The following is a 23,965-nucleotide window of genomic DNA, read 5'->3' on the forward strand; positions in this document are numbered from 1 at the left end:
AGGCGACGGTTTTGAAGGTACTTAAGGTGCCCGCACATACGATAGCCGTGTTCATTTTGCCGGCATTACTGATCTATATCTGCATCGTTTTCATCCCGATCGGGGTATCATTCTATACGGGAACGCTCGATTGGAACGGAATCGGCGAATCCAAATTCATCGGCTTCGACAACTTCCATAGATTACTGTTCAACGATCCGTTCTTCTGGCCATCGGTAAAGAGAACGCTTCTCTACGCGGTTGCTTCCATGGTGGAAATTCCGATTTGTTTGCTCATGGCCGTTCTGCTTAACCGTTATGTTCGCAAGGCGAACACGCTCGTATCGATTTACTTTACACCCGTTATTTTATCGGTCGTAATCATCGGCCAATTATGGAAAACAATCTACAATCCCGAGTCCATGGGCGGTATGCTCAATGGGATCCTCGTATCTCTAGGCCTCGACAGCTGGACGCACAACTGGCTGACGGAGCCGAAGATTGCAATGTACAGCATCTATCTCGTTTCATTGTGGCAATATTTCGGCTATCACCTTCTGATCCAGTTTACGGGCGTTCAGAACATTCCTTCCGAAATTTACGAAGCGGCGAAGATCGACGGAGCCGACGGCTTCAAAGCGGACCGTTACATTACGTTCCCGATGATCGTGCCGATCTTTAAGATATCGATTGTCCTAGCGTTTATCGGCTCCTTGCAACAGTTCGATCTTGTCATGGTCATGACGGGCGGCGGTCCCGCTCATGCGACCGACGTCATATCGACGCATATGTATAACAGCTCGTTTATGTCCCAGCAATACGGCTACGGTAGCGCGATCGCTTCGTTCCTCGTGGTTCTGTGCCTCGCGTTCACGTTGGTAATCAATTACGTGATGAACAAAGTCGAGCGTAAATACACCTAAGAAAGGAGATACAAACCATGGTTAACTTCAGAAAGGGACTGGTGTATCTCCTGATCGCCGTCTTATGCGTTACGCAGTTGTATCCGTTGCTTTGGCTAGTTCTTTACTCCTTGAAGAACAACGAAGAAATTTTGAGCGGCAGCTTCTTCGCGTTGCCTAAGACGCCGCAATGGCATAATTACAGCGAAGCCTTTCACAGCGGCCATTACACGCAATACTTGACGAACAGCGTTATCGTAACGCTCTCGACGATGGTTTGCGTGATTTTGTTCAGCGCCATGGTGGCCTTCGCGATTACGCGTTTCCGTTTCAAATACGGGAACATCGTCATGCTCGTGTTCTTGCTGGGGATGATGATTCCGATGCAAGCCACGTTATTGCCGCTTATGATTATTTTCAAGAACGCGCACATCTTGAATACGCGCTGGTCGCTTATTCTTCCCTACATCGCGTTCTCGTCTCCGATCGCGGTGTTCATCTTGAGCGGGTTCATGAGAGGAATTCCGAACGAGATCGAAGAATCGGCCGTCATCGACGGGGCCAACACCTACCGGATTTTCTGGAGCATCATCGTACCGATCTCGATCCCGCCGGTTATGACCGTATGTATTCTGACGTTCATCAACATCTGGAACGAGTATATTATGGCCGCGACGTTCATCTCCAAGGAAGCCTTGAAGACGTTGCCGTTCGGAGTTTACTCGTTCGTCAGCCAATACTCGACCAACTATGGCGATATCGGAGCCTTCCTTATCATGGGAGCCGCGCCGGTCATCTTGCTCTACTTCTTATTGTCCGACAAGATTACAAAGGGCATGGCCGATGGAGCCGTTAAAGGTTAATGGAGGAGTGGGAGGGTTTGAGGACGGGATTCATCAAAAGGGTTTTCACCAGGACGACGATTCAATCCCGGCTCTTCCTTCTTTTCTCGATTAGCATGACCGGTATTTTGTTGATCGTCAGCGTGCTGTTCTACAATCGGATGACGGCGGATTTTCGATCGAAAATCACCGATCTGTCGCAGAAAAACAGCTCGCAGACCGTCGCCTTGTTCAATCTGCTTCTGGAAGGGTACGACAGCTTGTCCAAATCGATCAGCAACAATTCCGATGTCGTTCGGATGCTGACCGAGAAAAGCGAGAGCCCCGCCGTTGACTACATCATCGAGCGCTCGATCACGAATGTGATCGGCGCTATTTACTATTCCAGGGAAGATATCCGAGGTATCCACGTGTTCTCGTTCGACGGCAAAGTGTATAACTACGGAGACGTCATGAGCGTCACGGATCCGAATTACGCGAAGACGAGCTGGTTCAGGGACATCGAGTTTTCCAACGGCAAAATGGTATGGCTGGGCAGCTACCCGAAATCCATCGTCGACGAGACGTTGATGCACCCGGTTTTCTCGTTCGGCAGGCTCATCTACGATCTCGACCGACATAAGCCGATCGGCGTCGTGCTGATTGAAACGCGCGCGGAGATGGTCGAAGACGCACTGCAGAACGTGAAGCTAGGACCTAGCAGCGAAGCGTTTATCATTTCGTTTAGCGGGGATCTCGTTCCATCCATCGAACCGCCCGTCCTGCCCGAGGGGATGAACCCCAAGGTGCTGGCAATTATGGACGAGGGTACCCGCTACGAGGGAGATCAACTCGTCGTCACTTCCAGAGTCCCGTTCGCGGGCTGGACGGTCATCAGTTTGAATCCGTTGAAGGAACTGAACATCGAGCTCGTGCGAACGGAAAGATACCTGGTCATCGTCTTCGTTGTCCTGATCGGATTGTCGATTCTGATCGCGAGCCTCGTATCCCGATCGATTTCCTCTCCGTTGAAGCGCGTCGTTCGCGAGATGAAGCAGGTGGAGACGGGCAACTTCAACCGCGTCCTGGATTTGACCTCGTACCAGGAGATCGACCAACTCGCGGAATCGTTCAATAAGATGGTCGCGAGAATCGCGGAGCTAATCGAACGGGTGAAGATCTCTTCGGTCAGCGAGAAGAATGCGGAGCTTCAAGCCCTTCAGTCCCAAGTGAATCCCCATTTCCTGTACAATACGCTCGATATGATATACTGGCTCCTTGACGAGAAAGGCCACGATGAGCTTGGAGGCGTCTTGCTGTCGCTTTCGCAGATGTTCCGGTATAGCAGCCACTGGGAGGAAGAAGTAACTCTCGGAGAAGAAGTAGAGCAAATCCGCCACTATTTGAATATCATCGAGATGCGGCTTAAGGGACGCGTGTCCGTCGTCATCGACATCGACAAACAATGGAAGTCCGTGCGGATGCCGAAGATGACGCTGCAGCCGGTCATCGAGAACGCGGTCAAGCACGGCTTGGAGCCGTCGGGCCGATCCGGAAAGCTTCGCGTATACGCCGAGCAATTCGGCTATGACCTAAGGGTTATCGTCGAAGATGACGGAGTCGGGATATCGGACGAGCGATTGGCGACACTACGGGTATCGCTCGAGGAAGCGACCGGGCCGGGAGACGCGGATCGGAACGGGGAGAACGGTAACGAAATCGAAGCTGTCCGGTCGATTCCTCACAAAAGCGGAAGCAGTAGCGGGGGGATTGGCATCATAAATCTTCAGCGTAGGTTGATCTATATGTTCGGGAGAGGCTACGGGGTTGAAATCGGCCATGCGCAGCCGCAAGGTACGGCTGTTCGGATTACGTTGCCGCTCCCTAGACTAGAGGAGAATGAACTAAACGATGGGTGAGATCAACATATTAGTCGCGGATGACGAGGGAGTCATCCGGGAAGGCGTGCAGCGAACGATAGCGGCAACGTATCCCGAATTCCGGGTCGAGCTGGCCGCGAGCGCCGCGGAAGCGGCAGAAATCATGGAACGGATGCCGGTCGATATCGTGCTGACCGACATTCTGATGCCGGGAATGGACGGCTTGGAATTCATGAGAATTTCCCAACGGAAATATCCGAACGTGAAATGGGTCGTTATCTCGGCGCATTCGGAATTCGCGTACGCCCAGAAAGCGATCCGGCTAGGGGCAAGGGATTATTTGCTCAAGCCGATCGGCAAGCCGAAGCTCAACGAGTTGATCGGGACGCTTTCGGAGGAGGTCGGCGTGGAGAAGGAAGCCTCGCGGGAAAGCGAGTTTTTGCGCAACGGTCTAAAGTATTTGCGCGAAGCGGTGTTCCAGCGTCTTGCCGCGGGACTCGATATCGGCAAGCTGGACCTGGGGCCATTCTTCGAGAGTCATCCGGTGTATTACGTAATCATGATCGCTCTGGATGCGGGCGATTCGCAAAGCGTCAGCCTGGAGCATTTTATCGTCGAGAACGTGCTTGGGGAATTGATCGAGATGCATGGAGACGGCTTCGTCACGAGCTTCGATCGCAAAAGCTTGCTCGGGCTCGTTACCTTGAAGGAGGAAGTTCCTTTCGATACGTTGCTCGGGGAACTTCGCGTTCATCTTAAGCGGTACCTGAAAATTCCGTTCCAACTCCTTCATTCGGAACGCATGGACGATATCAAGGAGGTGCCCCGGGTCGTCGGCCAATTCCGCCAAGAGTCCGCTTCAGGCTCCTTCGAGACGATGGAGAGCGGCGGCGACAAGGCGATCGAGATTGCCCTGCATTATATTAAAGCGCATTACAACCAGGACCTTTCCCTGGAGAAGGTCGCTTCGATCGTCTTCCTGAATCCCGTCTATTTCAGCCAGCTTTTCAAACAGAAGACGGGACAAGGTTACAAGGAGTACGTGATCTCGCTCCGGCTGCAGCAAGCGAAGGAGCTGCTCGGGAATCCGAGCTTGAAGCTGGCGGAGATCGCCGAGCGCATCGGGTATCAGGACGTTAGGCATTTCACCCAGGTGTTCCGCAAGAAATACAATATGACGCCCACCGAGTACCGGATGGGAGCTCGCACGCCAACGGGCGATGACCATGAAGGGGAATGATAACGTAGCGATTCCCAGCAGGTTAGAGTAGCTGCGGCTATCGTCGTTATCGTGCGGGTTAAGCGCGGATATGATAAAATGGAGAAAATGCGCAAGGGAGTTGGAGCGTCCGAATGTTCCTGCTAAAAATCGCAAAGGAATGGATAGGCACGATCGCGATTTCGTTCGTGCTGGCCATGATCGTTGGTATTTTCCTCATTCAACCTTACAAAGTCGACGGACATTCCATGGACCCGACGTTACGGGACGGGCAGAGAGTATTCGTATCCAAGCTTCCGCATACCTTTTCTTACTATCCGAACTACGGGGATATCGTGATCATCGATAGCCGGGTGCACCGTCATCGGTCGTTCATGGACGATGTCATGGATAATCCTTTGTTCCAGCTCATGGGGAATAATGACGATCGTACTTTCTACGTGAAAAGAGTGATCGGCAAGCCGGGCGACGTATTGGAGCTTAAGGATCACGAGGTGTATCGCAACGGCGAGCCTCTCGACGAACCGTACGTCAAAGAAGCGATGGAGCAAAGCGACGGCGAACGTTGGGTCGTACCGGACGGCCACATCTTCGTCATGGGCGACAATCGCAACAATAGCGAAGACAGCCGCGCGATCGGCTTTATCCCGCTCGATCATGTCATGGGTAAGAAAGTCCTTTGATCTTAAGCGGAATGAATTCGGGTAAGCCGTGAATCCTTCTTCGGAGGATATGCGGCTTTTTTTGCGGCTTGCCGCGGCGTGGGGATTTTGCTTTCTATATAGGAAAGAGGAGTAGACGGAATGAACAAAAAGGCGGTATTCCAGCTTTCGCTGGCGATGACGATATTCGGGTCCGTCGGTTTCTTCTCGGGTCTGACGGGGCTGCGGGCTCTCGAGCTCGTGTTCGTTCGTTGCGTATGCGCGACGCTTTTCCTAGGCGCGGCTTGGGTCGTTACGGGCCATCATAAGCAAGAGAAGTGGAACGCGAAGGAAATGCGGCTCATTCTGGCTTGCGCGGTAACTAATCTATTAAACTGGTTGTTTCTGTTTCGGGCGTTCGAACGGATTTCGGTGACGATTGCGATCTCGCTCTATCATCTGGCTCCGATTCTCGTGCTAATTGTCGGCAGTTTCCTGTTCAGGGAAAGACTTTCGTTGCGCTCGGTCGGGGCGATATCCGTTTGTTTTGCGGGGACGATCATGATAATGGGCACCGACGGTTTCCGCGTTTCCTCTCCGGATTGGATAGGCATGATGGATGGCGTGCTTGCTGCCGTTTTCTACGCGGCAACGATGATTATCGGCAAAAGCATCTCCAAGACTAGCGTATACGCGACGACGATGCTCCAGATGATCGTCGGCACGCTGTTATTGGTTCCGTTCGTCCATTACGGGGCGTATGCGGACATTTTGCCGGTACAGTGGACGTATGCGATCATCACCGGAATCGTTCATACGGGCATCGTGTACTTGTTGTTCTTTAACAGCATACGGCAGCTTCCTACGGGCATCGTTTCTTTTCTTATTTTCGTGGATCCGGCGGTTGCCATCGTACTTGACGTGTTGATTACGGGTTTTCATCCGAACGGCCTTCAAAGCGCGGGAATGCTACTGCTATTCGGCAGTCTGATCTATGCGCTGAAGTCCCCTCGGCCGGAGGCCGGCGTTTAAGAGCTCAAGCGCTCCTGCGCGACGCGTCGCTTGCCAAGCTGGCCATGCACAAGGCCATTAATTGGCGGATGTTCCCGATATTCATTTTCGCGAAGAAGTTCGCTACGTGGTTTTTTACGGTTTTCTCGCTAATATGCAGTATTTCGGCCAGTTCCTTGTTGGAATAGCCCTTCACGATAATCAGGGTCGCCACTTCTAGCTCGCGGTTCGTTAACCCGAATTTCTCGAACAAATCGGTTATCCACTTTTCCATTGCAATCCCCTCTCGAACAACTTTAGTCATTATAACCTACGAATGTTAATAGAAGTGGCTAATGTTTGTTAAAAAAGTATTTGGAACTTGTACGGGGCTGGGTAGGGGGGGCGGACGGGGGAATTGTTAAAGCGGTGGATCGTCGAAACGAAGCCTTCTCTCGTCGAACGTTGCAAAGTGGAATCATCGTAGAAAAGAGGCGTCACCGCGTGCAACCTGTAAAAAGTGCAGGCGTTTTTGCCGGATTTCGGCTATAGGCCTGGACAACCTGCAAAAAATGCAGGTAAAAGGAGCGATTCAACCGAAAATGGCCATTATGCCTCGGATCACCTGTATAAAATGCAGGTCATCGGCGGATTTCGGTCGTTTAAGCGAAATCACCTGTACAGAATGCAGGTCAGTCGTCTATGAACCGTAACAGCCTTCCAACGCCGACGCATAAATAGCTGCAGACGAGGACACGATCATCATGTCCTAATCTGCAGCAGATGCGTTACCCATCTTCTTGTCTATCCGTCAACCATTTGCCGTCAACCGTACTAGAATCATCTCGTTAAATCGCCACTTCCAGAACGATCGGACAATGATCGCTGCCTAAAATATCGCAGTCGATTCCCGCATGGGTAATGGCGGGAGCGAGCCTCGCCGAGGCGAGGAAGTAGTCGATTCTCCAGCCGACGTTCTTGGCGCGAACCCCCGGCATGTTCGACCACCAAGTGTACATGTCCGTCCGGTCCGGGTGCAGATGACGGAACGTGTCGACGAAGCCCGCCTCGAGCAGGTCGGTCATTTTCCCGCGTTCCTCGTCCGTGAACCCGGAATTGCCTCGATTGGATTTCGCGTTCTTGATGTCGATCTCTTGATGGGCGACGTTAAGATCGCCGCATACGATTACCGGCTTGAGCTTGTCCAGCCGCGACAGGTAGTCCCGGAATCTGTCCTCCCATTCGAGCCTGTATTCGAGCCGCGAGAGATCGCGCTTGGCATTCGGGGTATACACCGTTACGAGATAGAAGCCATCGAACTCCAAGGTAAGGATTCGGCCTTCGGGTTCCTCGTCCGTTTCCATCCCGTATCGTACCGATAACGGCTGAATTCGGGTGAATACGGCCGTACCGGAGTAGCCCTTTTTCACCGCGTAGTTCCAGTAGTGCGTATATTCCTCGCCGAGGTCGAGGGTGATCTGTCCCTCTTGCAATTTCGTTTCTTGGACGCAGAACAGATCGGCGCCGATCTGCTTGAAATACTCGCCGAAGCCTTTGTTAGCGCATGCCCGCAGTCCGTTAACGTTCCATGATACCAGCTTCATGTTTAACCATTCTCCCTTGCTTCTCGCGTACATATCCGTAATTAGTGTATCATAATGAGGTACCTTTGCGGGCAGTCGAAAATGGAAGAGATATACATTGCGGAGCGACCTTCCATAGCGTTATTCTTAGGTTATATTTTATTACATAGAGTGGGACTCGATGACGATGACAATTGGTTTCTTCGACTCGGGATTAGGCGGTCTGACGGTGATGGAGGAATGTCTCCGCAGACTCCCCGAGCAGGATTATTTGTATATGGCGGATACGCTTCACGTGCCGTACGGGACGAAGTCCGAAGAGGCGGTGCGGTCTTTCATTCTAGAAGCCGTGGAGACGATGATGGGGCAGGGCATCGAAGCCCTCGTCGTGGCTTGCAATACGGCGACTAGCATAGCGGTTAACGACCTGAGGGAGCGGTATTCCCTTCCCATCGTAGGGATGGAGCCGGCCGTCAAGCCCGCGGTGGAAATGAATCGGGCGACCGGCAAGCGGGTGCTCGTTTTCGCGACGCAGTTAACGCTGAAGATGCCGAAATATTACGCGCTCGTTTCGCGCGTCGACGAAGGCGGAATCGTGGATTCCCTGCCTCTGCCCGAGCTTGTCCGTTACTGCGAGGATTTGCAATTCGATCGGCGGATTTTGCGGGAATATTTCCTGGACAAGCTCGCCCCCTACGATCTGAACGAGTACGGCATCGTGGTGCTCGGCTGTACGCATTATCCTTTTTACACGAACGTTTTGCGCGAGATTCTGCCTCCCCATATCCAGATCGTCAACGGCAATGCCGGTACGATCAAACGATTGTCCTCCTTGCTTAACCGTTACGGGGTAGTCTCGGGTAGCGGCAGCGGCAAGGTGAAGTTGATGTGCACGAGCGGAGACCCGGAGTACATCGAGAAGATGGGAAAAGCGCTTGAGCTTCTTCGCACGAACGCTCTATAGCTGGCGATGCGAAATGACATATGAAATCGGGTTGGATTAGGACAGAGTCGGGGGCAGAATGGGATGGATAAAATCATACAGAGAGCATTAAGCGTAAAAATCGCGATCAAGTATTTAACGGCTTTGCTGGTATTCGTTTTCGTGGCGGTCTATGTCATGAACAACGAAAGCTTGTCGAAGTTGAAAAAAGAGAGTATAGCCAAAGGAGAGCTTGTAGCCCAGAGCTCCGGTCAAGAATACGCCGATGCGAACAAGAAGCTGCTTAAGGATATGACGACGAGTTTAGGGGTTTACCGGAACGAAGCCATGGCAATGATCCGCGGCGAGAAACCGGATCGCGAGCTGTTCTACGAAGCGATCGGCAATACGATCCGCGAGAAAAAGGGCGGAGGCGTGCTGAGCTTCTTCACCGCCTGGGAACCGGACGGCTTCGACGGCAAAGACAAGTCGTATCTCTCGAATCCGACTTACCAAGCCATGCAAGGACGTTTCGCCGTCCAGGCGACGTATAACGGAAGCAATGTCGTGAAATCCTCGTTACCGCGCGGATTCGAGAAGGAAGAATATTACGTCGCGGCCAAGCGAACGAAAGTAGCCTTCGCGACCAAGCCCTACGTTACCGGAGAAGGAGATAAGCAGACGCTGATTACTACGCTGAGCATCGGCGTCGTGAACGACTTCGGGAAGTACCTTGGGATGATCGGAGTCTCCTTGTCGCTTAACGATCTTCAGACGAACGCGGAAGCCGTCCACCCTAACGGGGGCAACGTGTCGTTAATCTCGGACGAAGGGGACTATATCGCGAACGGAAAAGACTCGAGCTTGCTCGGCAAGTCTTTCGCGGAGCAAGAAGGGCACCAAGCGATGTGGGAGAAGCTGCGGAAAGGCGAGATGACCCAATACGCGAACGACGAGCAGGGCGTTAAGCAGCTCTATAGCTTCGTTCCGCTTACGATTAGTGACGGCGAGATTTGGTACGTAATGACCGAGATTCCTTACTCCAAAATAACGGAATCGTATCGCGGCAGCCAGCGGAAGGTCATGACTATGTTCTTCTCGACGATCATCGTCCTTGGCATTGTAATATGGTTGCTTACGAGATATATGATCACGCTTCCCTTGAAGCGCATGCAGGTGGGCATCCGACAGTTGGCCCTGGGCGACTTTACCGGTAAGTTGCGGGTGTCGATACAGGACGAGTTCGGACAGATGGCGAGCCATCTTAACGAGACGACCGGATCTCTCGGAGCCATGATGAAGCATACTTCGGAACTCGCGATGAACGTCGGCGCGACTTCCGAGGAGCTGACCTCCAGCTCGGAACAGGTAACGGCAAGCGCGGAATCGATCTCCAAAGCGGTCGAAGAAGTCGCCGCGGGGATGACGGAACAGAACGATCAAGCCGCCAATACGTCGCGCAATATGCATGAGGTCACGGATGGGGTGCGGAGAATCGCGGAATCCGCTATAGCGGTTCTCGAATCGGCCAAGGACGTCAGCGCGCAGACGGAAAAAGGAGACCTGCTCATTCGGCAAGCCGTCGAGCAGATGGATGAGGTCAACGTCTCGATGACCCGTTCGACTTCTTCGATGGATCGGCTGAGAGAGCACTCGGAAGAGATCGGCAGCATCGTCGAATTGATTAACCGCATCAGTTCGCGGACGAATATTCTCGCGCTGAACGCCTCGATCGAGGCGGCGCGGGCCGGCGAGCACGGCAAAGGTTTCGCCGTCGTCGCCACGGAAATCCGCAAGCTGGCGGAACAGACTAGAGATGCGGTCTTGAAGGTCGAGGAGAAAATCGAATCGATCCGAACGGAGACGTACCGGATGACGGACGTGATCGCTTTCACGTCGAGCGAGGTCGTTAAAGGTTCAGCTACCGTGACGGATAGCGGCAAGATTTTCTCGTCGATTACGGCAGAGATGAAGCGGGTTCATCTTCAGGCGGAAGAAGTATCCTCCTCCGTCGGACAGCTTTCCGCCGGGATCGAGCAAGCGATGGCCTCCGTGGATAGCGTGAAGGAAATCACGCGCATGTCGACCGATAACGCGAACCAAGTGGCCGCCGCCTCCGAAGAGCAGTTGGCTACGATGCAAGAGGTGACTTCTTCCGCCAATCACCTCAGCGCGATGGTGCAGGACTTGCTCGACCGATTGACGCGGTTTAAGCATTGAGCTGAAGTAAAAAGATAACAGGTTACGGCCGCTTCCCGGCATTCCGGGAAGCGGTTTTTTTGTCTGTTGAAATGAAGGCCGATTATGCCCGGAATGGGACTCTCTTGAATAGAATCCGAAGCAACGGCGGCACGGCGAAAAAGATAAAAAAAGTGCGGAACAGCTGGTAACAAGTGACGACGGAGACGTCGGCGCCGATCTCGTGCGCGATAATGCCCATCTGGTCCATTCCGCCCGGCGATAGGCTGAGCAACGACGTCGCCGTGGAAACCGGATGTATTAACGTCATCAAGTAGCTGAGTCCGCAAGCTCCGATAATGAGGACGACGCCGCTGCCGAGCGCTAACGTTACGATTCGTGCTTTATTCGGCAAGTTTTCCGGACTCAGCAGCAAACCCACATAACAGCCGATCATGAGTTGAGCCGTTTGCATAACCGTCGAAGGCAGGATGGGGGCATGCAAACCGGACAGGTGCAAGATCGCCGCGCCGATCAGCGGGGCGAGCAGGAACGCGGTCGGGAAGTTGATTTTTTTTCCGATCAGCGCAAGTGCCGTGCAGACGATCGCGTAAGGCAGGATATCCGGGAATAGATCTCCCCAATTCGCGGCGTTCGCGGCGACGACGGCGGGCAGATCATTGGAATGCGTGGCTCCTGTCAGCGGACTGAAGATGATAAGCGGCACGAACACGACGATCATCATGAGCCGGGATACTTGAAGGAAAGCGACGACGGTCAGATCGATACCTTTCGTCTCTTCGGCCAGCGCAACCATCTGCGTTAGGCCGCCCGGTATGCTCCCCGTTAGCGCGGTGGGGAACGATACTCCGCCGATCTTGGCGATGGCAAAGGCGATGAGCGCGCAGAAGAGCAGGAGCATCACGGTTAGCAAGATCATCGAAGGAAGCTGCCCGGAGATGACGAGAAGCGCTTCGTGCGTGAAGGACAAACCGATCGTGTATCCGACGATGACGAGTCCGGCGTTGCGCACCGAACCCGGCCATTTGAGCTTTGCCGAGGGGACCAATCGATTGACCAGGCACACGCCGATCATCGGGCCTAACAGCCAGGGAATAGGCATACGAATCAGCGTAAAAAGATACCCGAAGACGAGCGCGATGACTAGAGTAAGACCGTATCCGATGAAGCTTGTGCTAGCCTTTGTGGATTTCGCCATTAGTTCGCTTGCGCCGCCAATTCCGCGATCCGTTCGTTCGCTTGTCCGCGATAGATTCCGCCGTGGTAACAGATGACCGTCTCGATATCATAAGCGGCGAGTTTTCCAAGCGAACGAAGCGCTTCGTTTAAGTCCGGCGTGAAACCTGGAATCGGGCCGTCGAGTTCGCCGTCCTTGACGATCATGGCATCGCCCGCGATCAAGGTTTTGCTTGGTTGATGGTAGAGGCTGACGTGACCCGGCGTATGACCCGGCGTATGGATGACGGTAACGCCGCCGCCGAACGGCAGGCGTTCTCCATCAACGAGCAGCCGGTTCACGTTGTCGGAAGTAGCGGACGAGAAGACGGATCGATATTGCGAAGCGAGCGTTTCGGGAAGCATGCCGAGAATGAGATTGAGCCGTTCCTCGGGAACTTTGATGATCGGCTGATGGCCGTCGACTACCGGCTTATCCGCTTCATGGGCGTAGACGTCGAGACGTTCGCCGCTGGGGGCGCCGAGAAATTGAGGCAAGCTGCCGAGATGATCGATGTCCTGATGGGTAATTACGATCGCGGTAAGCTTCGCGGGAGAGAGTCCGGCTTGCTGAATGGACGCTATAATTCGATCGTAGAAGCCGGGTAAGCCCGTATCGACAAGGACGAGGGAATTCTCGTCGTAGAGTACCGTCGGATGATAAGGAGCGCCGCCGTTCGGCGGGGTCAGGACGAGCATTTCAAGGCCTGGAGCGATTTGCATGGTAAATTCTCCTCTTCGGTAAGATGATTAACAGCGGATAGATTTACGATACTCCTGCGGGTAGCGGGAGTCAAATTGCGGGCGGCAGGCGGGGAAATGGCGAATAGACCGGAACCCATAAGGGTTCCGGCCTACTCTCTTGAAGCAGAATAGATGGACGTTCAAGTTAAATTACATTCAGCACGTTTACGTTCGGATCGACGTCCGCTTCGTAGTCGACTCCGTCCGTCTCGAATCCGAACAACTGGAAGAATTCGCGTCGGTAGCCTTCAAGATCGGTTAACTCGTAGATATTTTCCGTCGTTAACGCGTTCCAGATCTTCGCGACTTCCTCTTGAACGTCTTCGCGGAGCTCCCAGTCGTCGATGCGGATGCGTCCTTCTTCGTCAACGGGCACAACGCCTCCTTCGGTATAGAGGCGGTCGGAGAAGAGGCGATAAGTCTGCTCGATGCAGCCTTCGTGAATGCCTTTCTCTTTCATGACTTTATACAATGCGGAGATGTATAACGGGACGATCGGAATGGCCGAGCTGGACTGCGTGACAAGTCCTTTGCTTACCGTCACGTAAGCCCGGCCGCCGCTTGCGCCGAGCTGTTCATTCAGCTTTTGCGCCGTTGCTTCGAGATGGTCTTTGGCTTGTCCGATCGAACCTTCGCGATAGATCGCCTGCGTGATCTGCGAGCCGATATAGGAATAGGAAATCGTCGTGGCGTTGTCCGCGAGAACGCCGCCGGAGCTTAAAGCTTCGATCCACTGCTGCCAATCGTCGCCGCCCATGACGTCTACGGTCTCGCGAATTTCTTGCTCCGTAGCCGGTTCGATCGTAATGTCGGTGACGTTGCCGTCGTGGAAGTTGACGGTTTTGTTCGTGTAAGGCTTGCCGATCGGCTTCAACACCGAGTTGGACGTCTCGCCCGTGCGAGGATTCGTTCGGCGGGCGGAAGCGACGCTATAGACGACGAGATCGACTTGGCCGAGCTCCTTGCGGATCAGTTCGACGGCTTTCTGCTTCGTCTCGTCCGTGAAGGCGTCCCCGGTTACGCTATACGAGCGTAAGCCCGCCGCTTGCGCCGCGTTCTCGAACGCCGCGGAATTGTACCAGCCGGCGGATGCCGTCCGGCCCCCGGAACGTTCTCCTTGGCGGTAGATGCCGACGGTAGCGGCTCCGGCGCCGAATGCGGCGACGATGCGCGCTGCGAGGCCATAGCCGGCGGAGGCGCCGATGACGAGCACTTTGCGCGGTCCGCCGGTAATGGCGGGCTTGGATTTGACGTAATCGATTTGTTGCTGCACTTGACGGGCACAGCCCTGCGGATGCGCGGTCGTGCAGATGAAGCCGCGCGTTCTTGGTTTGATAATCATTGTACGGAAATTCCCTTCTGAGCTCGAATGCTGCTTTAATTATCGTTGGCGTCCTCGGTGCGGACATTAGTTCTATAATAACGATTTTTCTCGAAAACGGAAACCGCGCGGGTTTTTCTTTCGTAAATTACGTTGATTCTTTTGCCAAAACTCGCTTAGAGAGGGCGCCACTCCCGGAATCCGAGCTGCATTCAGGTAAAACCTGATTAGAGTGGGCGCCACTCCCGGAATCCGAGCTGTAGTCAGGGAAAACCTGATTAGAGCGGGCGCCACTCCCGGAATCCGAGCTGCAGTCAGGAAAAACCCACTTAGAGCACGTGCCGCACCCGAAATTCAAGCTGTAGTTAGCAAAAACCCACTTAGAGTGCGCGCCGCACCTGAAATTCAAGCTGTAGTTAGCAAAAACCCACTTAGAGCGCGCGCCGCACCCGAAATTCAAGCTGTAGTTAACAAAAACCCACTTAGAGCCCGTGCTACACTCGAAATTCGAGCTGTAGTTAGCAAGAAACTTGTAGCTCAAGTCACTCGTATTAGAAGGGTGGTCTCTCACAAAGATGGAAGGTGAGCCGCGAAGGTACTTTTAGCTTAAAGGTTCTCTATTATAATTAACCGGATAATGGATACTCTAGTAAGAGAGTAGATAGAGTTACCAGATCTCCGCCATGCGGAAGAAAGGCAAGGCAACCAAGACTATGAATGCTTATGAAACCAATAAAGCCGTCGTAAGATCCCGACCGCGCCCTCAGCCGCGCAAGAGGGGCAGTTGGCTCATTCTAGCCGCATTGGCTATGCTCGCGTTCGTCTCTTGGGCAGCGCATGACGCTTATCCGATCGAACGCGCGGTACCCTTGCGTTGGTTCAAGGAAGTGCAGCCCGTGACCCAACTCAACCCGGCCGTAGCTGCGGGCAGGGACAAGCTCGTCGCGCAGAGCGCGAAGCTTGGTATCGATGTCGTGATCACCGACGGCTTCCGGAGCATGGCGGAGCAAGATGCCCTCTACCGCCAAGGGCGCGGGGACGGCGGGGCGGTCGTAACGCAAGCGAAAGGCGGAGAATCTTATCACAATTACGGTCTCGCAATCGATTTTGCGCTACGGACTCCCGCCGGAAAAGTGATCTGGGACATGCAATACGACGGCAACCGCAACGGCAAGCCGGATTGGCTGGAAGTGGTGGCGATCGCCAAGAAGCTTGGATTTTCCTGGGGCGGCGATTGGAAGAGCTTTAGGGACTATCCGCATCTGCAGATGGATTTCGGTTATTCGATCCAAGACCTGCAGAACGGCTGGCGCCCTCCGACGCAAACGGGATGAAAGGTTAATTCCCCGTACAGCGCCGGGTGAGGATCCAATGGCGTTTGTTGAAGCCGCGTAAAGAAGTCTGCGATCTATAGTCAACGTAAAGCACGCGACAAAAAAGGAGGGTTCCCGCGCGGGAACCCTCCTTTTCTCAATCCTAACCCCCAGCCAATTATTTAGAAGGGGCTATTTTCTCCAGCTCCGTAAGGAAGTAGGCCTGAAGCTCGGCGTTTTTTCTCTCGTCGGTTAGATCGACTTTGGCGGCTAGGAAGCTTTCCACGAAAGCTCCCCATTCCTGGAACTTTTTCTGATTCGCCATCATCCTCACCGCATTTTTGATCAGCCTGCGTTCCTTGGAATTGGAGAACTGGTCTTTGTATTGTTGCTTGAGCTCCAGATCGAGCTTGTCGTGCACTTTCCGGAACACCTCGGCCGTCATCTTGGCGTCGTCCAATGCTCGATGCGCGGATCCTTCGGCCACGATGCCGAGCTCGGCGACGGCAGCTTCCACGCTGACGTCGTTCGTGACGTTCTTATAGCGAAGATAACCCTTCAACAAGTCGTAATAGTAAGCCCCCGTCCAGAAGGCGTCGTCAAGCTTGTGCATCCGGGTATCGAACACGATGCGTTTCAGATCCTCGCCGCCCCACGTGAACAGCAAGAAGGACTCGCTCCGGCTGAGCCAGTTCGTGAATTCGGCGATGACTTTCGGGAAGCCGTGCGCGATGTCGATCTCTTCTTGCGGGATGCCGGTTTTTTTCTTAATGAAAGAATTCAGCTTGGAAAAATAGACCGGTTTGATCAAAGACGAAAATTCATCTACCTGCTTAAGGGACGAATCCAGCCTGACGGCGCCGATCTCGATGACTTCCATCGGCAGATCGCTGGCGAATTTGCGGCCGTTAAATTCGATATCCAGAATGATATAGTCCAATTGTTTAACCTCGCATGGCAGAATTTAAGTGAAGGCATAAAGAAATTAATGATGATTATAGCAGTTGCGGCCTTGCTATGCACGTAAGCTCGGAGAGCTCCGCAAAAAAAAGTGTGGATTTCATGACGCGATTCTTTTATGATGTGGATATAAATAAAATGAAACCCAGTTTCATCTAATGAAACGACAAAAGTGGGGGAGGAATATGAACCATGGCTGTTGAATTTCTGGGAATCGACCATGTCCAATTAGCGGCATACGCGGGCTGCGAGACCGAAGCCCGAAAGTTCTACGGCGAGCTCTTGGGCTGGCCGGAAATACCGAAACCGGAAACCTTGGCGGGCCGCGGGGGCGTGTGGTTTCAATGCGGCGCCCATCAAGTCCATATCGGCGTCCAGGCGGATTTCGCGCCGGCTACGAAAGCGCACCCTGCCTTCTCGGTTCGAAGCATCGATCTGCTCAGGGAACATTTCTTTAGGCATAATATCGGCGTCGTCAATGATCGGTTAAGAGAAGCCGAAGACGTAAAGCGGTTCTATGCGGATGATCCGTTCGGCAATCGTCTTGAATTTCTGGAATGGGGGACTGTGAGATGAATGGCAAACAACGTTTTTCCAGTCGGGTCGAGAAGTATACGAAGTATCGCCCATCGTATCCGAAGGAAGCGATCGATTATCTTTATGATGAGGTGGGGCTTAGCGATCGGTCGAACGTGCTAGACATTGGAGCGGGAACGGGCATTTTCTCGCGCCTGTTGCTTGAAAAAGGCACATCGGTAACCGCAGTGGAACCGAACGCGGAAATGAGGGCGGCGGCCGAGTCGGCTTCGGAAGGCGATACGAACTTCCGGGCAATCGCCGGGTCTGCGGAAGAGACCGGCTTGCCCGAGCATTCCTTCGACGCGATCGTATGTGCCCAAGCGTTCCATTGGTTCGACCGGAGCGCTGCGCAAACCGAATTCAGGCGCGTGCTTAAGCCTGGCGGCAAAGCGATTCTCGTCTGGAATACGCGAGTGCTCGAGGGCACGCCGTTCTTGGAGGGTTATGAAAGCCTGCTGCATCGCTTAGGCACCGACTATGGCGAGGTCAACCATCGGAATATTTCCCGCGAGATGTTGGAAGACTTTTTCCGGCCGGGAGCGCTCCGGGAAGCCCGCTTCTTCATTCGGCAGCTGTTCGATTTCGATGGACTCAGCGGTCGGCTTCTCTCCTCCTCCTATAGCCCCGAGCCCGGTCATCCGAACTACGAACCGATGATGAAAGAGCTGAGAGAGCTCTTCGATCGGAATGAACAGGATGGAACGGTTAGCTTCGATTACGTCACGGAAGTGTATTGGGGCGAGGTATAGCCGCAACCTTCGGACCCGAGGTTTCGTCTGTGTGAGCAAAGGGGAGGGGTCTGGATGAGAAAGTCGCTATTCTCGATGCTGATCGTCATTCTGGCTTTGCTGAACGCGGGATGCGCTGATAACGCGCAGTCCGAACATTTGAACGCCTCGGTTTCGCCGGCGATCCAAGATCTAGACTTACCCACCGAGATCGGGGTTCAATTCGGAGACGGCCATTCGTTAAAGCTGACCGACGAGAATTTAATCCGCCGAATTATTGAAGACGTTAAAGGTTTGGGCTATCGGGAGGTTAAGCTCCCGGATCAGGTCGGCCAGGGCTTCGTCTTGAAGTTCGCGGACCAAGGCCGAGATCAAGAATATGAATATATAAGCACGGGTTACCTTAGAGTAGAACGCAAGTTATTTCAGGCGGTCGACGAAGATCGGGTTACCGAAATCAACGACTACGTGATCGAGTACGCCCGCAACGAAATTCCCGGCTTGCTGGGGGAATAATCTTAAATCGGAATAAGGAGCACGCTCATGAAGTTTGGATTCGACATCGACGATACATTGCTTAATCTGAGAGAGCATGCTTTTAAGATTTATAACCAGAAGCTGGAACGGGACGTCGGCATTGACGTTTTCCGCGCGCTAACGACCATTCCCGTTCATGACGCTTTTGGATTGACCGTAGAAGAAGGTCGGGAGCTGTGGAACGAACATCGCGACGAAATCTACTATTCCGCTCCGCCTTTCGAGGAAGCCGTCGAGGTGCTGCGGGAGCTTGTTCGCCAAGGGCACGAGGTCTATTACGTTACCGCGCGGTCGGCCGAGCATTGCGAACGAACGAAAGCGGCGATACTCGAGGCGGGTTTTCCGGTTGAAGATGGCCGCTTCTATTGCGGAATGGCCGACCTGGAGAAGGCGGACATTATCCGCAAGCTCAAGCTGGACTATTACTTCGACGACAAGCCGGTCGTGCTCGGAACGTTGGAAGGGCTGGAGTTGCGCGTATACGTCAAGGACAATTCGTATAATCGGCATCTTGAAATTCCGCGAATCGTGAACTGGACCGAGCTATTGGACATCATTCAAGGTTAGTTAGGCAGGTTGGATCCGAGCCGATGTAGAGCTCCCGGCAGGAGTCGAAGCCTTCGGGCAGCTCGAAGCAGATGACGATAGAACCGTCGCGTTGCGATACGAGCTTGTAGAAACAAGGGATGGGCACGATATGTTCGGCATGAGGCTGATAGGCGTTCGGTCTCGAATCGGTCAGCAAGCCGAGCTCGGTATCGATAAGCAGATGCCCTTCCCTATCCAGTCGGATCGAAGAACAACCTTCGCATGCAAAACGAATATGATCGGGCCTGCCGCCCGGATGAACGATCCATTCTAATCTCGGAGCTTGATCCTTTTCCTGGAGTACCGCATCGATGTTCGGCCATAACGAACGGAAGACGACCTTGCGATAAGAAGGCAAGTTCGTGCAATGCGGGGCGAGAAACGACTCCATGAAGTAATGATAAAATCCCGGTTCCTGATCCAGTCCTTCCACCGTCGCCTCGTTATTCGATCCTATAAACTTCCAAGCGAGATGGAAACCGGCCCGCCTTTCGTTCCTTCTGCACAAAGCCATGCTTACTTCCCATGCCGACACGCCGACGTAATACCCTAATTTCTCGGCGATGAAAGAGACGTTCGCCTCGGCTTGTCCGCGATTCGGAACGAACAGCAGAGGCTGTTGACCGTAAGCCTCGCTCAAGATCGGCAGCATTCGCGAATTAGCAAGCATGCAACCCCTCCTCCACCCCGCTAATGGGTATCGATAAAGGATATGACGAAGTACCGTAGCCGAAGAACGCGTATGATTTATTTTCGTCGTCGGGATTGGGTTATAATGGAGATACAAAAGGCGATCTGGGAGGCTTAACCATGGAATGGAATTACTACGATACGTTTATCGAGGTAGCCGCGGATTGTCCGACGGAGAGGGGAAAGGTACCCCCGGACAAGAAGAATGGCAAATCCAAGCCGGGAATCGAGTACGAGCTTATCGCCGATCACCCCTATACTTATACGCAGGAAGAGATCCTGTACCAAACTTATATCCGGCAAAAAGAGTTTTCGGAGGAAGAGTTGTCTGCCAGGGGCGAGGAAATCCGCGCAGCCTTCTTCGGTAAACCGCAGGCTTGCATGAGAGCATCGATGTTGCCGAAAAAATACGGCTGGGGGCTGCATTTCGACTCGGATGGCAAAGTCGCGATCATCCCCAGGGAGTCCGCAGAGTACGATCGGTTGGCTAACTTGGAAGACGATCGATTGAAGCGTCTCAAAGCGATGCGAAACAGTCGAGCGAAGACGTAAGTCAGTCAGCGTCATGCATACGTTGCGAAAGGGGATGTCCAGGAAGGTCGTCGATGACCGGAGGGGAGCGTCCCTTTTTTTCGAGGGAGCTCCTGCATTTACTACAGTTGATTTCACCTAGAATCAGGAAAGTCAGCCACCAACCTGCATTTAGTACAGTAGATTTTCGCTAAAATGATCCCAAACTCCAAATTCGCTCGAATGTCCTGTACAATTTGCAGGTTGATTCTCGGATTGCAAAACCTAACCGAAAATACATGTAGTTTTTGCAGGTTACAACGACGAAAGACCGGGGCAATCTCCAAGGAGACGGCTCCGGTCTTTCGTCGTTCTTAACTTAATCATTACCAGTAGAAGAAATGCGCGATCGCGTAGTAGAGCGTCTTGACCAACCCCCACAGCAAGGCGGGGATATCGAGGATCGTCCGGATCGGATGATTAAACAAACCGATGAGCGTTCCGAAGATCAGCATGAGGAGCGCGGAAACGAGTCCGATGACGGCATACCAGATGTCCAGTAGAATCAGCGTGATCGCAGAAGCTTTGGAGGAGGCAATCTGCCACGCTGCTCCCGTCATGTCGTCGGAATGATTGCTAAGCTTGCCGATTCCGAGGTCGACTTGGATGTTGCGATAAAGCTTTGCCGGAAGGTTAAGGATATAGGACAAGTTGTAGGCGATATTGGCCGTACCGCTGATATTGTCGGTTATTCCGTAATGATATTTGAGACTTCTCTCCGCTAATAGAAAAGCCGCCTTGCGGTCCGCGCTATAACCGGTGGCTCCGGATACCGCCAACAGATCTTTGGATATTTCGCCGCTAGATGTGCCCTTGGCTAATACATAAGCGTTCTTAACGCTGTATACATCCGTCAAAGTACATCCGCTTAACAAGCACACGAGTACGAGCATAAGGATTAACGAACCGAGTTTTTTCATTTTCATCTGTCTATGACTCTCCCTAGTTGGTAATGGTTTGGAAGCGATGTAGGCCCTCACCCCTATTCGCCCCAGCCGTTATTATAGCTGAATATTCAACATATTCCAGTATTTCCCGAGAAATATAGACGGGAAACGCGAATTTATCGACATCATTTTACAGAAACCTTGCTTGCGCTTGATCTTCTGTTAAATATATCCTGCTAGAGTTTGAGCTAAGGAATGTTCAACTCTTAGGAGGAATAGGCTTGATAGGCTTCGTAAAAGGGAAGAAATGGCTAGATATACTCGGAACGATCCAGAATCAATATTTACTGATTTTCATGTCTGCTATTCTGATCATCACGATCGCGATGGCAGGGGTGAGTTATTCGTTCTCCCGTAATCTGATCACGGACGGCGTGAACGAAAAGCTGAAAGGCCAGACGCATCGGTACGTGAACGAAATTCAGGGCAAGTTGCTGTCGTCCATACTGACTCCGCAAGCCCTCGCCCCGGTAGCGGAGGCGAACGGCGTTCTCGGTCGGGACATCCGTTACTCCGAACCGTTCTTGGACGAAACGACCGGCACGCCAATGGTGAAGGCTTCGGTTCCCTATTATGACGATTCGCAAGCTTTCCTAGGCTTCGCGGAGCAGACGATCGGCTTGGACGAGCTGCAGCAATTAGTCGCAAGCATTCCGGTGGGGCGTAACGGTTCGGCTTTCTTGATCGACCGGACGGGCATGATTATTTCCATTAAAGACTATGCGAAAAATATGAAGCAGAAATTAACCGAGGACGGAAATAAGTCGCTAACCCGATTGGCGGCTCGAATGCTGGCGCAGCCGTTTCCGGAACAAGCGTCCGACGCAGCGGTCGATCAAGCGACGCCGGAGAGCGTTTCAAGCGAAAGCAGTAACTCTCCTAGCGACGAAACCGCGGTGGACGAGGAGGATACCGGGGATTCGGAAATGTCCCTCGGCGACCTCGGGTTGGACATCGATCTCGGCGATGAAGCGGGCACGACGGACGAAGGGCAGGCTGACGGCCAGACGGATGGTCAGGTTGACGGCCAAGGTGCTTCCGACGTAGCTGATGGCGCCGATGTAGCCGATGTAACCGACGCAGTTGATAGCGAAGCTCCCGTGGATACGCATATAGCGGCCGACCCGGGAGAAGCTCCCGCCATCGCGATGAACGAAGGGGAGGGGACTTACAAGCAGTCGGGCCGAACGATGAGAGTTTATTACGCCACCGTTCCCGATGCGGGATGGGTGCTCGCGTTGTCGATTCCGGAGAGCGAGCTGTACGGTCCGCTATACAAGCTGTTGGAACCATTGAGCTTGATCATCGTAGCGGCGTGCGTGCTCGTGGCGTGGATGGCGCATCTCTACAGCCGCTATATTCTCCGCAACGTCAAGGACATTAACCGCCTAGCCATTGCGATGGCGGAAGGAGATTTCACGAAGCGAACCCAGACTCGCTCCGGCAATGAGCTTCAAGCGCTCGGGGACAGCTTCAACCGAACGCTGGACGGCTTGTGCGATACGCTACAGGGCATCTCGCTATCCTCGCTCGATATGTCATCCCAAGCGAACCAGATGAAGAGCAGCGCGGAAGAGACTAGCCGGTCGGCGGAGGAAATCGCCAGCGCCATTCAGAGCGTCACGGCCGGGGCGGAGCACGAAGCCCGCATCGTGGTCGGTTTCAAGGACGTCGCGCAGGAAGTGCTGGGCAAGGTGAAGCAAATCAATGCGAGTACGGTACGGATGACGGAATTGGCGGCGAAAGCGCGGAAAGCTTCCGAAGGCGGGAACGAATCGCTATCTCACGTGATTAAGCAGATGGAGGAAATCCATCAAGCGGTTCAAACTTCGTCAGGGCACGTCTTAAGGCTGAAGCAACACTCCAACGCCATCGACGAGATCGTAGCGTTCATTACGTCTGTCGCTTCGCAGACGAGTCTGCTCTCCCTGAACGCGGCGATAGAAGCGGCAAGAGCGGGGGAAGCGGGAAGAGGTTTCTCGGTCGTGTCGATGGAAATACGCAAGCTGGCCGATCAAGCGTCCCAAGCCGCCGGAGAAGTCAGCGGTCTGCTCTCGGAGATTCAAGGTACGATCGGTCTTGCGGCTCAAACGATGGAAGAAGGAAACGGAGCCGTCGAAGCGGGAATCGAACTGGCACGCGGAGCGGAGCGTTCTTACGGGCAGATCGGAAGCAGCATCGAGAAAGTAACGCAACAAGCGGAGGGCGTATATGAATCGGTGAGGCAGATCGAGGCGGGCGCGACGGGAATGACCGCGTCCGTGAAGGACATGCTGCTGCTCGCTTCCAAGAACGCGAACGATTCCGGGACGATCGCGACGGCGGCGGAGCAGCAGAATGCATCGATGCAGCAAGTCGCTGCCGCCGCGGCGTTGCTGGCTAACCTTTCGCAAGAGCTGAAGGCGAAAGTGCAGCCTTTCCGGATTCAGTAATAGCGGTGCGCTTAGGATTTGACCGCTTGGAGCTTTATGCGGTCGTCGAACTCTTCGATCTCGATTCCGGCAAGCACCGTCGCATACCAGCGGCCTCCGTGGATGTGTCCGTCGGCGTCGAAATACTTGACGAACGCGGGGGTGTTGCCCAGAATCCCGCTCAAGTCCCCGTCTTGCTGAAGCGTCTAGATCGTCCGCTTCAGCT

24 protein-coding genes are annotated in these 23,965 nt (G+C 53.5%); 15 read left to right on the forward strand and 9 right to left on the reverse strand.

Going from position 1 to position 23,965, the window contains the following annotated elements; translation table 11 throughout:
- Window positions 1–11: 11 nt before the first annotated feature.
- The 6 genes from D7Z26_RS22605 to D7Z26_RS22630 all read left to right on the forward strand — a co-directional run bounded on the left by D7Z26_RS22605 (window position 12) and on the right by D7Z26_RS22630 (window position 6,474).
- Window positions 12–902 (forward strand): carbohydrate ABC transporter permease, encoded by an 891-nt coding sequence (locus D7Z26_RS22605; protein ID WP_120979374.1) that lies wholly within the window; start codon window positions 12–14, stop codon window positions 900–902.
- Between the two features lie 17 nt (window positions 903–919).
- On the forward strand, window positions 920–1,744 hold the full coding sequence (locus D7Z26_RS22610; RefSeq protein WP_120979287.1) for a carbohydrate ABC transporter permease: 825 nt from the start codon (window positions 920–922) through the stop codon (window positions 1,742–1,744).
- A 17-nt stretch (window positions 1,745–1,761) separates the two neighbouring features.
- Window positions 1,762–3,621: a sensor histidine kinase gene (locus D7Z26_RS22615; RefSeq protein WP_407643545.1), complete on the forward strand. Its 1,860-nt coding sequence runs from the start codon at window positions 1,762–1,764 to the stop codon at window positions 3,619–3,621.
- A 1-nt stretch (window position 3,622) separates the two neighbouring features.
- Window positions 3,623–4,822 carry a response regulator gene (locus D7Z26_RS22620; protein ID WP_120979375.1) on the forward strand — a complete coding sequence of 400 codons (1,200 nt, stop codon included), beginning with the start codon at window positions 3,623–3,625 and terminating at the stop codon, window positions 4,820–4,822.
- Window positions 4,823–4,935: 113 nt separating this feature from the next.
- A complete protein-coding gene (lepB, locus tag D7Z26_RS22625; RefSeq protein ID WP_120979289.1) occupies window positions 4,936–5,484 on the forward strand; it encodes a signal peptidase I in 549 nt (182 codons plus the stop codon).
- A gap of 120 nt (window positions 5,485–5,604) precedes the next feature.
- Window positions 5,605–6,474, forward strand: a complete 870-nt coding sequence (locus D7Z26_RS22630; protein ID WP_120979290.1) for a DMT family transporter — start codon at window positions 5,605–5,607, stop codon at window positions 6,472–6,474.
- Window positions 6,475–6,478: 4 nt separating this feature from the next.
- Here the strand turns inward: D7Z26_RS22630 and D7Z26_RS22635 are convergent, their stop codons facing one another.
- Window positions 6,479–6,727, reverse strand: a complete 249-nt coding sequence (locus tag D7Z26_RS22635; protein WP_233567128.1) for a response regulator transcription factor — start codon at window positions 6,725–6,727, stop codon at window positions 6,479–6,481.
- 553 nt (window positions 6,728–7,280) lie between these two features.
- Window positions 7,281–8,036, reverse strand: coding sequence for an exodeoxyribonuclease III (locus D7Z26_RS22640; protein WP_120979292.1), 756 nt, complete (start codon window positions 8,034–8,036; stop codon window positions 7,281–7,283).
- Window positions 8,037–8,202: 166 nt separating this feature from the next.
- Here D7Z26_RS22640 and murI point away from each other — a divergent pair, with 166 nt between their 5' ends.
- A complete protein-coding gene (gene murI / locus D7Z26_RS22645) occupies window positions 8,203–8,979 on the forward strand; it encodes a glutamate racemase (RefSeq protein ID WP_120979376.1) in 777 nt (258 codons plus the stop codon).
- A 63-nt stretch (window positions 8,980–9,042) separates the two neighbouring features.
- The gene (locus D7Z26_RS22650; RefSeq protein ID WP_120979293.1) at window positions 9,043–11,157 is read left to right on the forward strand and encodes a methyl-accepting chemotaxis protein; all 2,115 of its coding nucleotides are present in this window, start codon (window positions 9,043–9,045) and stop codon (window positions 11,155–11,157) included.
- An 82-nt stretch (window positions 11,158–11,239) separates the two neighbouring features.
- Here the strand turns inward: D7Z26_RS22650 and D7Z26_RS22655 are convergent, their stop codons facing one another.
- The 3 genes from D7Z26_RS22655 to fabV form a co-directional block, all read right to left on the reverse strand.
- On the reverse strand, window positions 11,240–12,334 hold the full coding sequence (locus tag D7Z26_RS22655; protein WP_120979294.1) for an AbrB family transcriptional regulator: 1,095 nt from the start codon (window positions 12,332–12,334) through the stop codon (window positions 11,240–11,242).
- Window positions 12,334–13,074 (reverse strand): MBL fold metallo-hydrolase, encoded by a 741-nt coding sequence (locus D7Z26_RS22660; RefSeq protein WP_120979295.1) that lies wholly within the window; start codon window positions 13,072–13,074, stop codon window positions 12,334–12,336. The genes D7Z26_RS22655 and D7Z26_RS22660 overlap by 1 nt, the downstream gene beginning before the upstream one ends.
- Window positions 13,075–13,240: 166 nt before the next feature.
- A complete protein-coding gene (gene fabV, locus D7Z26_RS22665) occupies window positions 13,241–14,437 on the reverse strand; it encodes an enoyl-ACP reductase FabV (RefSeq protein WP_120979296.1) in 1,197 nt (398 codons plus the stop codon).
- Window positions 14,438–15,129: 692 nt separating this feature from the next.
- Between fabV and D7Z26_RS22670 the strand changes: the two genes are divergently transcribed.
- Window positions 15,130–15,750, forward strand: a complete 621-nt coding sequence (locus D7Z26_RS22670) for a M15 family metallopeptidase (protein ID WP_233567130.1) — start codon at window positions 15,130–15,132, stop codon at window positions 15,748–15,750.
- A gap of 157 nt (window positions 15,751–15,907) precedes the next feature.
- Here D7Z26_RS22670 and D7Z26_RS22675 read toward each other — a convergent pair whose 3' ends face one another.
- A complete protein-coding gene (locus tag D7Z26_RS22675; protein ID WP_120979297.1) occupies window positions 15,908–16,669 on the reverse strand; it encodes a 3'-5' exonuclease in 762 nt (253 codons plus the stop codon).
- Between the two features lie 212 nt (window positions 16,670–16,881).
- Between D7Z26_RS22675 and D7Z26_RS22680 the strand changes: the two genes are divergently transcribed.
- The 4 genes from D7Z26_RS22680 to D7Z26_RS22695 are packed head-to-tail and all read left to right on the forward strand — an operon-like array spanning window position 16,882 to window position 19,100.
- The gene (locus D7Z26_RS22680; RefSeq protein WP_120979298.1) at window positions 16,882–17,265 is read left to right on the forward strand and encodes a VOC family protein; all 384 of its coding nucleotides are present in this window, start codon (window positions 16,882–16,884) and stop codon (window positions 17,263–17,265) included.
- Complete coding sequence (locus tag D7Z26_RS22685; protein WP_120979299.1) at window positions 17,262–18,017, forward strand: class I SAM-dependent methyltransferase; 756 nt, start codon at window positions 17,262–17,264, stop codon at window positions 18,015–18,017. The genes D7Z26_RS22680 and D7Z26_RS22685 overlap by 4 nt, the downstream gene beginning before the upstream one ends.
- 54 nt (window positions 18,018–18,071) lie before the next feature.
- Window positions 18,072–18,512: a hypothetical protein gene (locus tag D7Z26_RS22690; RefSeq protein WP_120979300.1), complete on the forward strand. Its 441-nt coding sequence runs from the start codon at window positions 18,072–18,074 to the stop codon at window positions 18,510–18,512.
- A gap of 27 nt (window positions 18,513–18,539) precedes the next feature.
- Window positions 18,540–19,100, forward strand: coding sequence for a 5' nucleotidase, NT5C type (locus D7Z26_RS22695; protein ID WP_120979301.1), 561 nt, complete (start codon window positions 18,540–18,542; stop codon window positions 19,098–19,100).
- On the opposite strand, the gene D7Z26_RS22700 is transcribed toward D7Z26_RS22695, so the two are convergent.
- Entirely contained in the window at window positions 19,087–19,791 is a 705-nt protein-coding gene (locus D7Z26_RS22700) for a DUF7948 domain-containing protein (protein WP_120979302.1), read from the reverse strand. The two genes, D7Z26_RS22695 and D7Z26_RS22700, sit on opposite strands and share 14 nt — an antisense overlap.
- 140 nt (window positions 19,792–19,931) lie before the next feature.
- Here D7Z26_RS22700 and D7Z26_RS22705 point away from each other — a divergent pair, with 140 nt between their 5' ends.
- The gene (locus tag D7Z26_RS22705; protein WP_120979303.1) at window positions 19,932–20,363 is read left to right on the forward strand and encodes a DUF6157 family protein; all 432 of its coding nucleotides are present in this window, start codon (window positions 19,932–19,934) and stop codon (window positions 20,361–20,363) included.
- A 344-nt stretch (window positions 20,364–20,707) separates the two neighbouring features.
- Here the strand turns inward: D7Z26_RS22705 and D7Z26_RS22710 are convergent, their stop codons facing one another.
- A complete protein-coding gene (locus tag D7Z26_RS22710) occupies window positions 20,708–21,307 on the reverse strand; it encodes a hypothetical protein (RefSeq protein WP_120979304.1) in 600 nt (199 codons plus the stop codon).
- A gap of 242 nt (window positions 21,308–21,549) precedes the next feature.
- On the opposite strand from D7Z26_RS22710, the gene D7Z26_RS22715 reads away from it, so the two are divergent.
- Window positions 21,550–23,760, forward strand: coding sequence for a methyl-accepting chemotaxis protein (locus tag D7Z26_RS22715; protein WP_120979305.1), 2,211 nt, complete (start codon window positions 21,550–21,552; stop codon window positions 23,758–23,760).
- Window positions 23,761–23,771: 11 nt separating this feature from the next.
- On the opposite strand, the gene D7Z26_RS27345 is transcribed toward D7Z26_RS22715, so the two are convergent.
- A complete protein-coding gene (locus D7Z26_RS27345) occupies window positions 23,772–23,924 on the reverse strand; it encodes a hypothetical protein (protein WP_158602407.1) in 153 nt (50 codons plus the stop codon).
- Between the last annotated feature and the right edge of the window lie 41 nt (window positions 23,925–23,965).

Source organism: Cohnella endophytica, assembly GCF_003628305.1.
Taxonomy (GTDB): Bacteria; Bacillota; Bacilli; order Paenibacillales; family Paenibacillaceae; genus Cohnella; species Cohnella endophytica.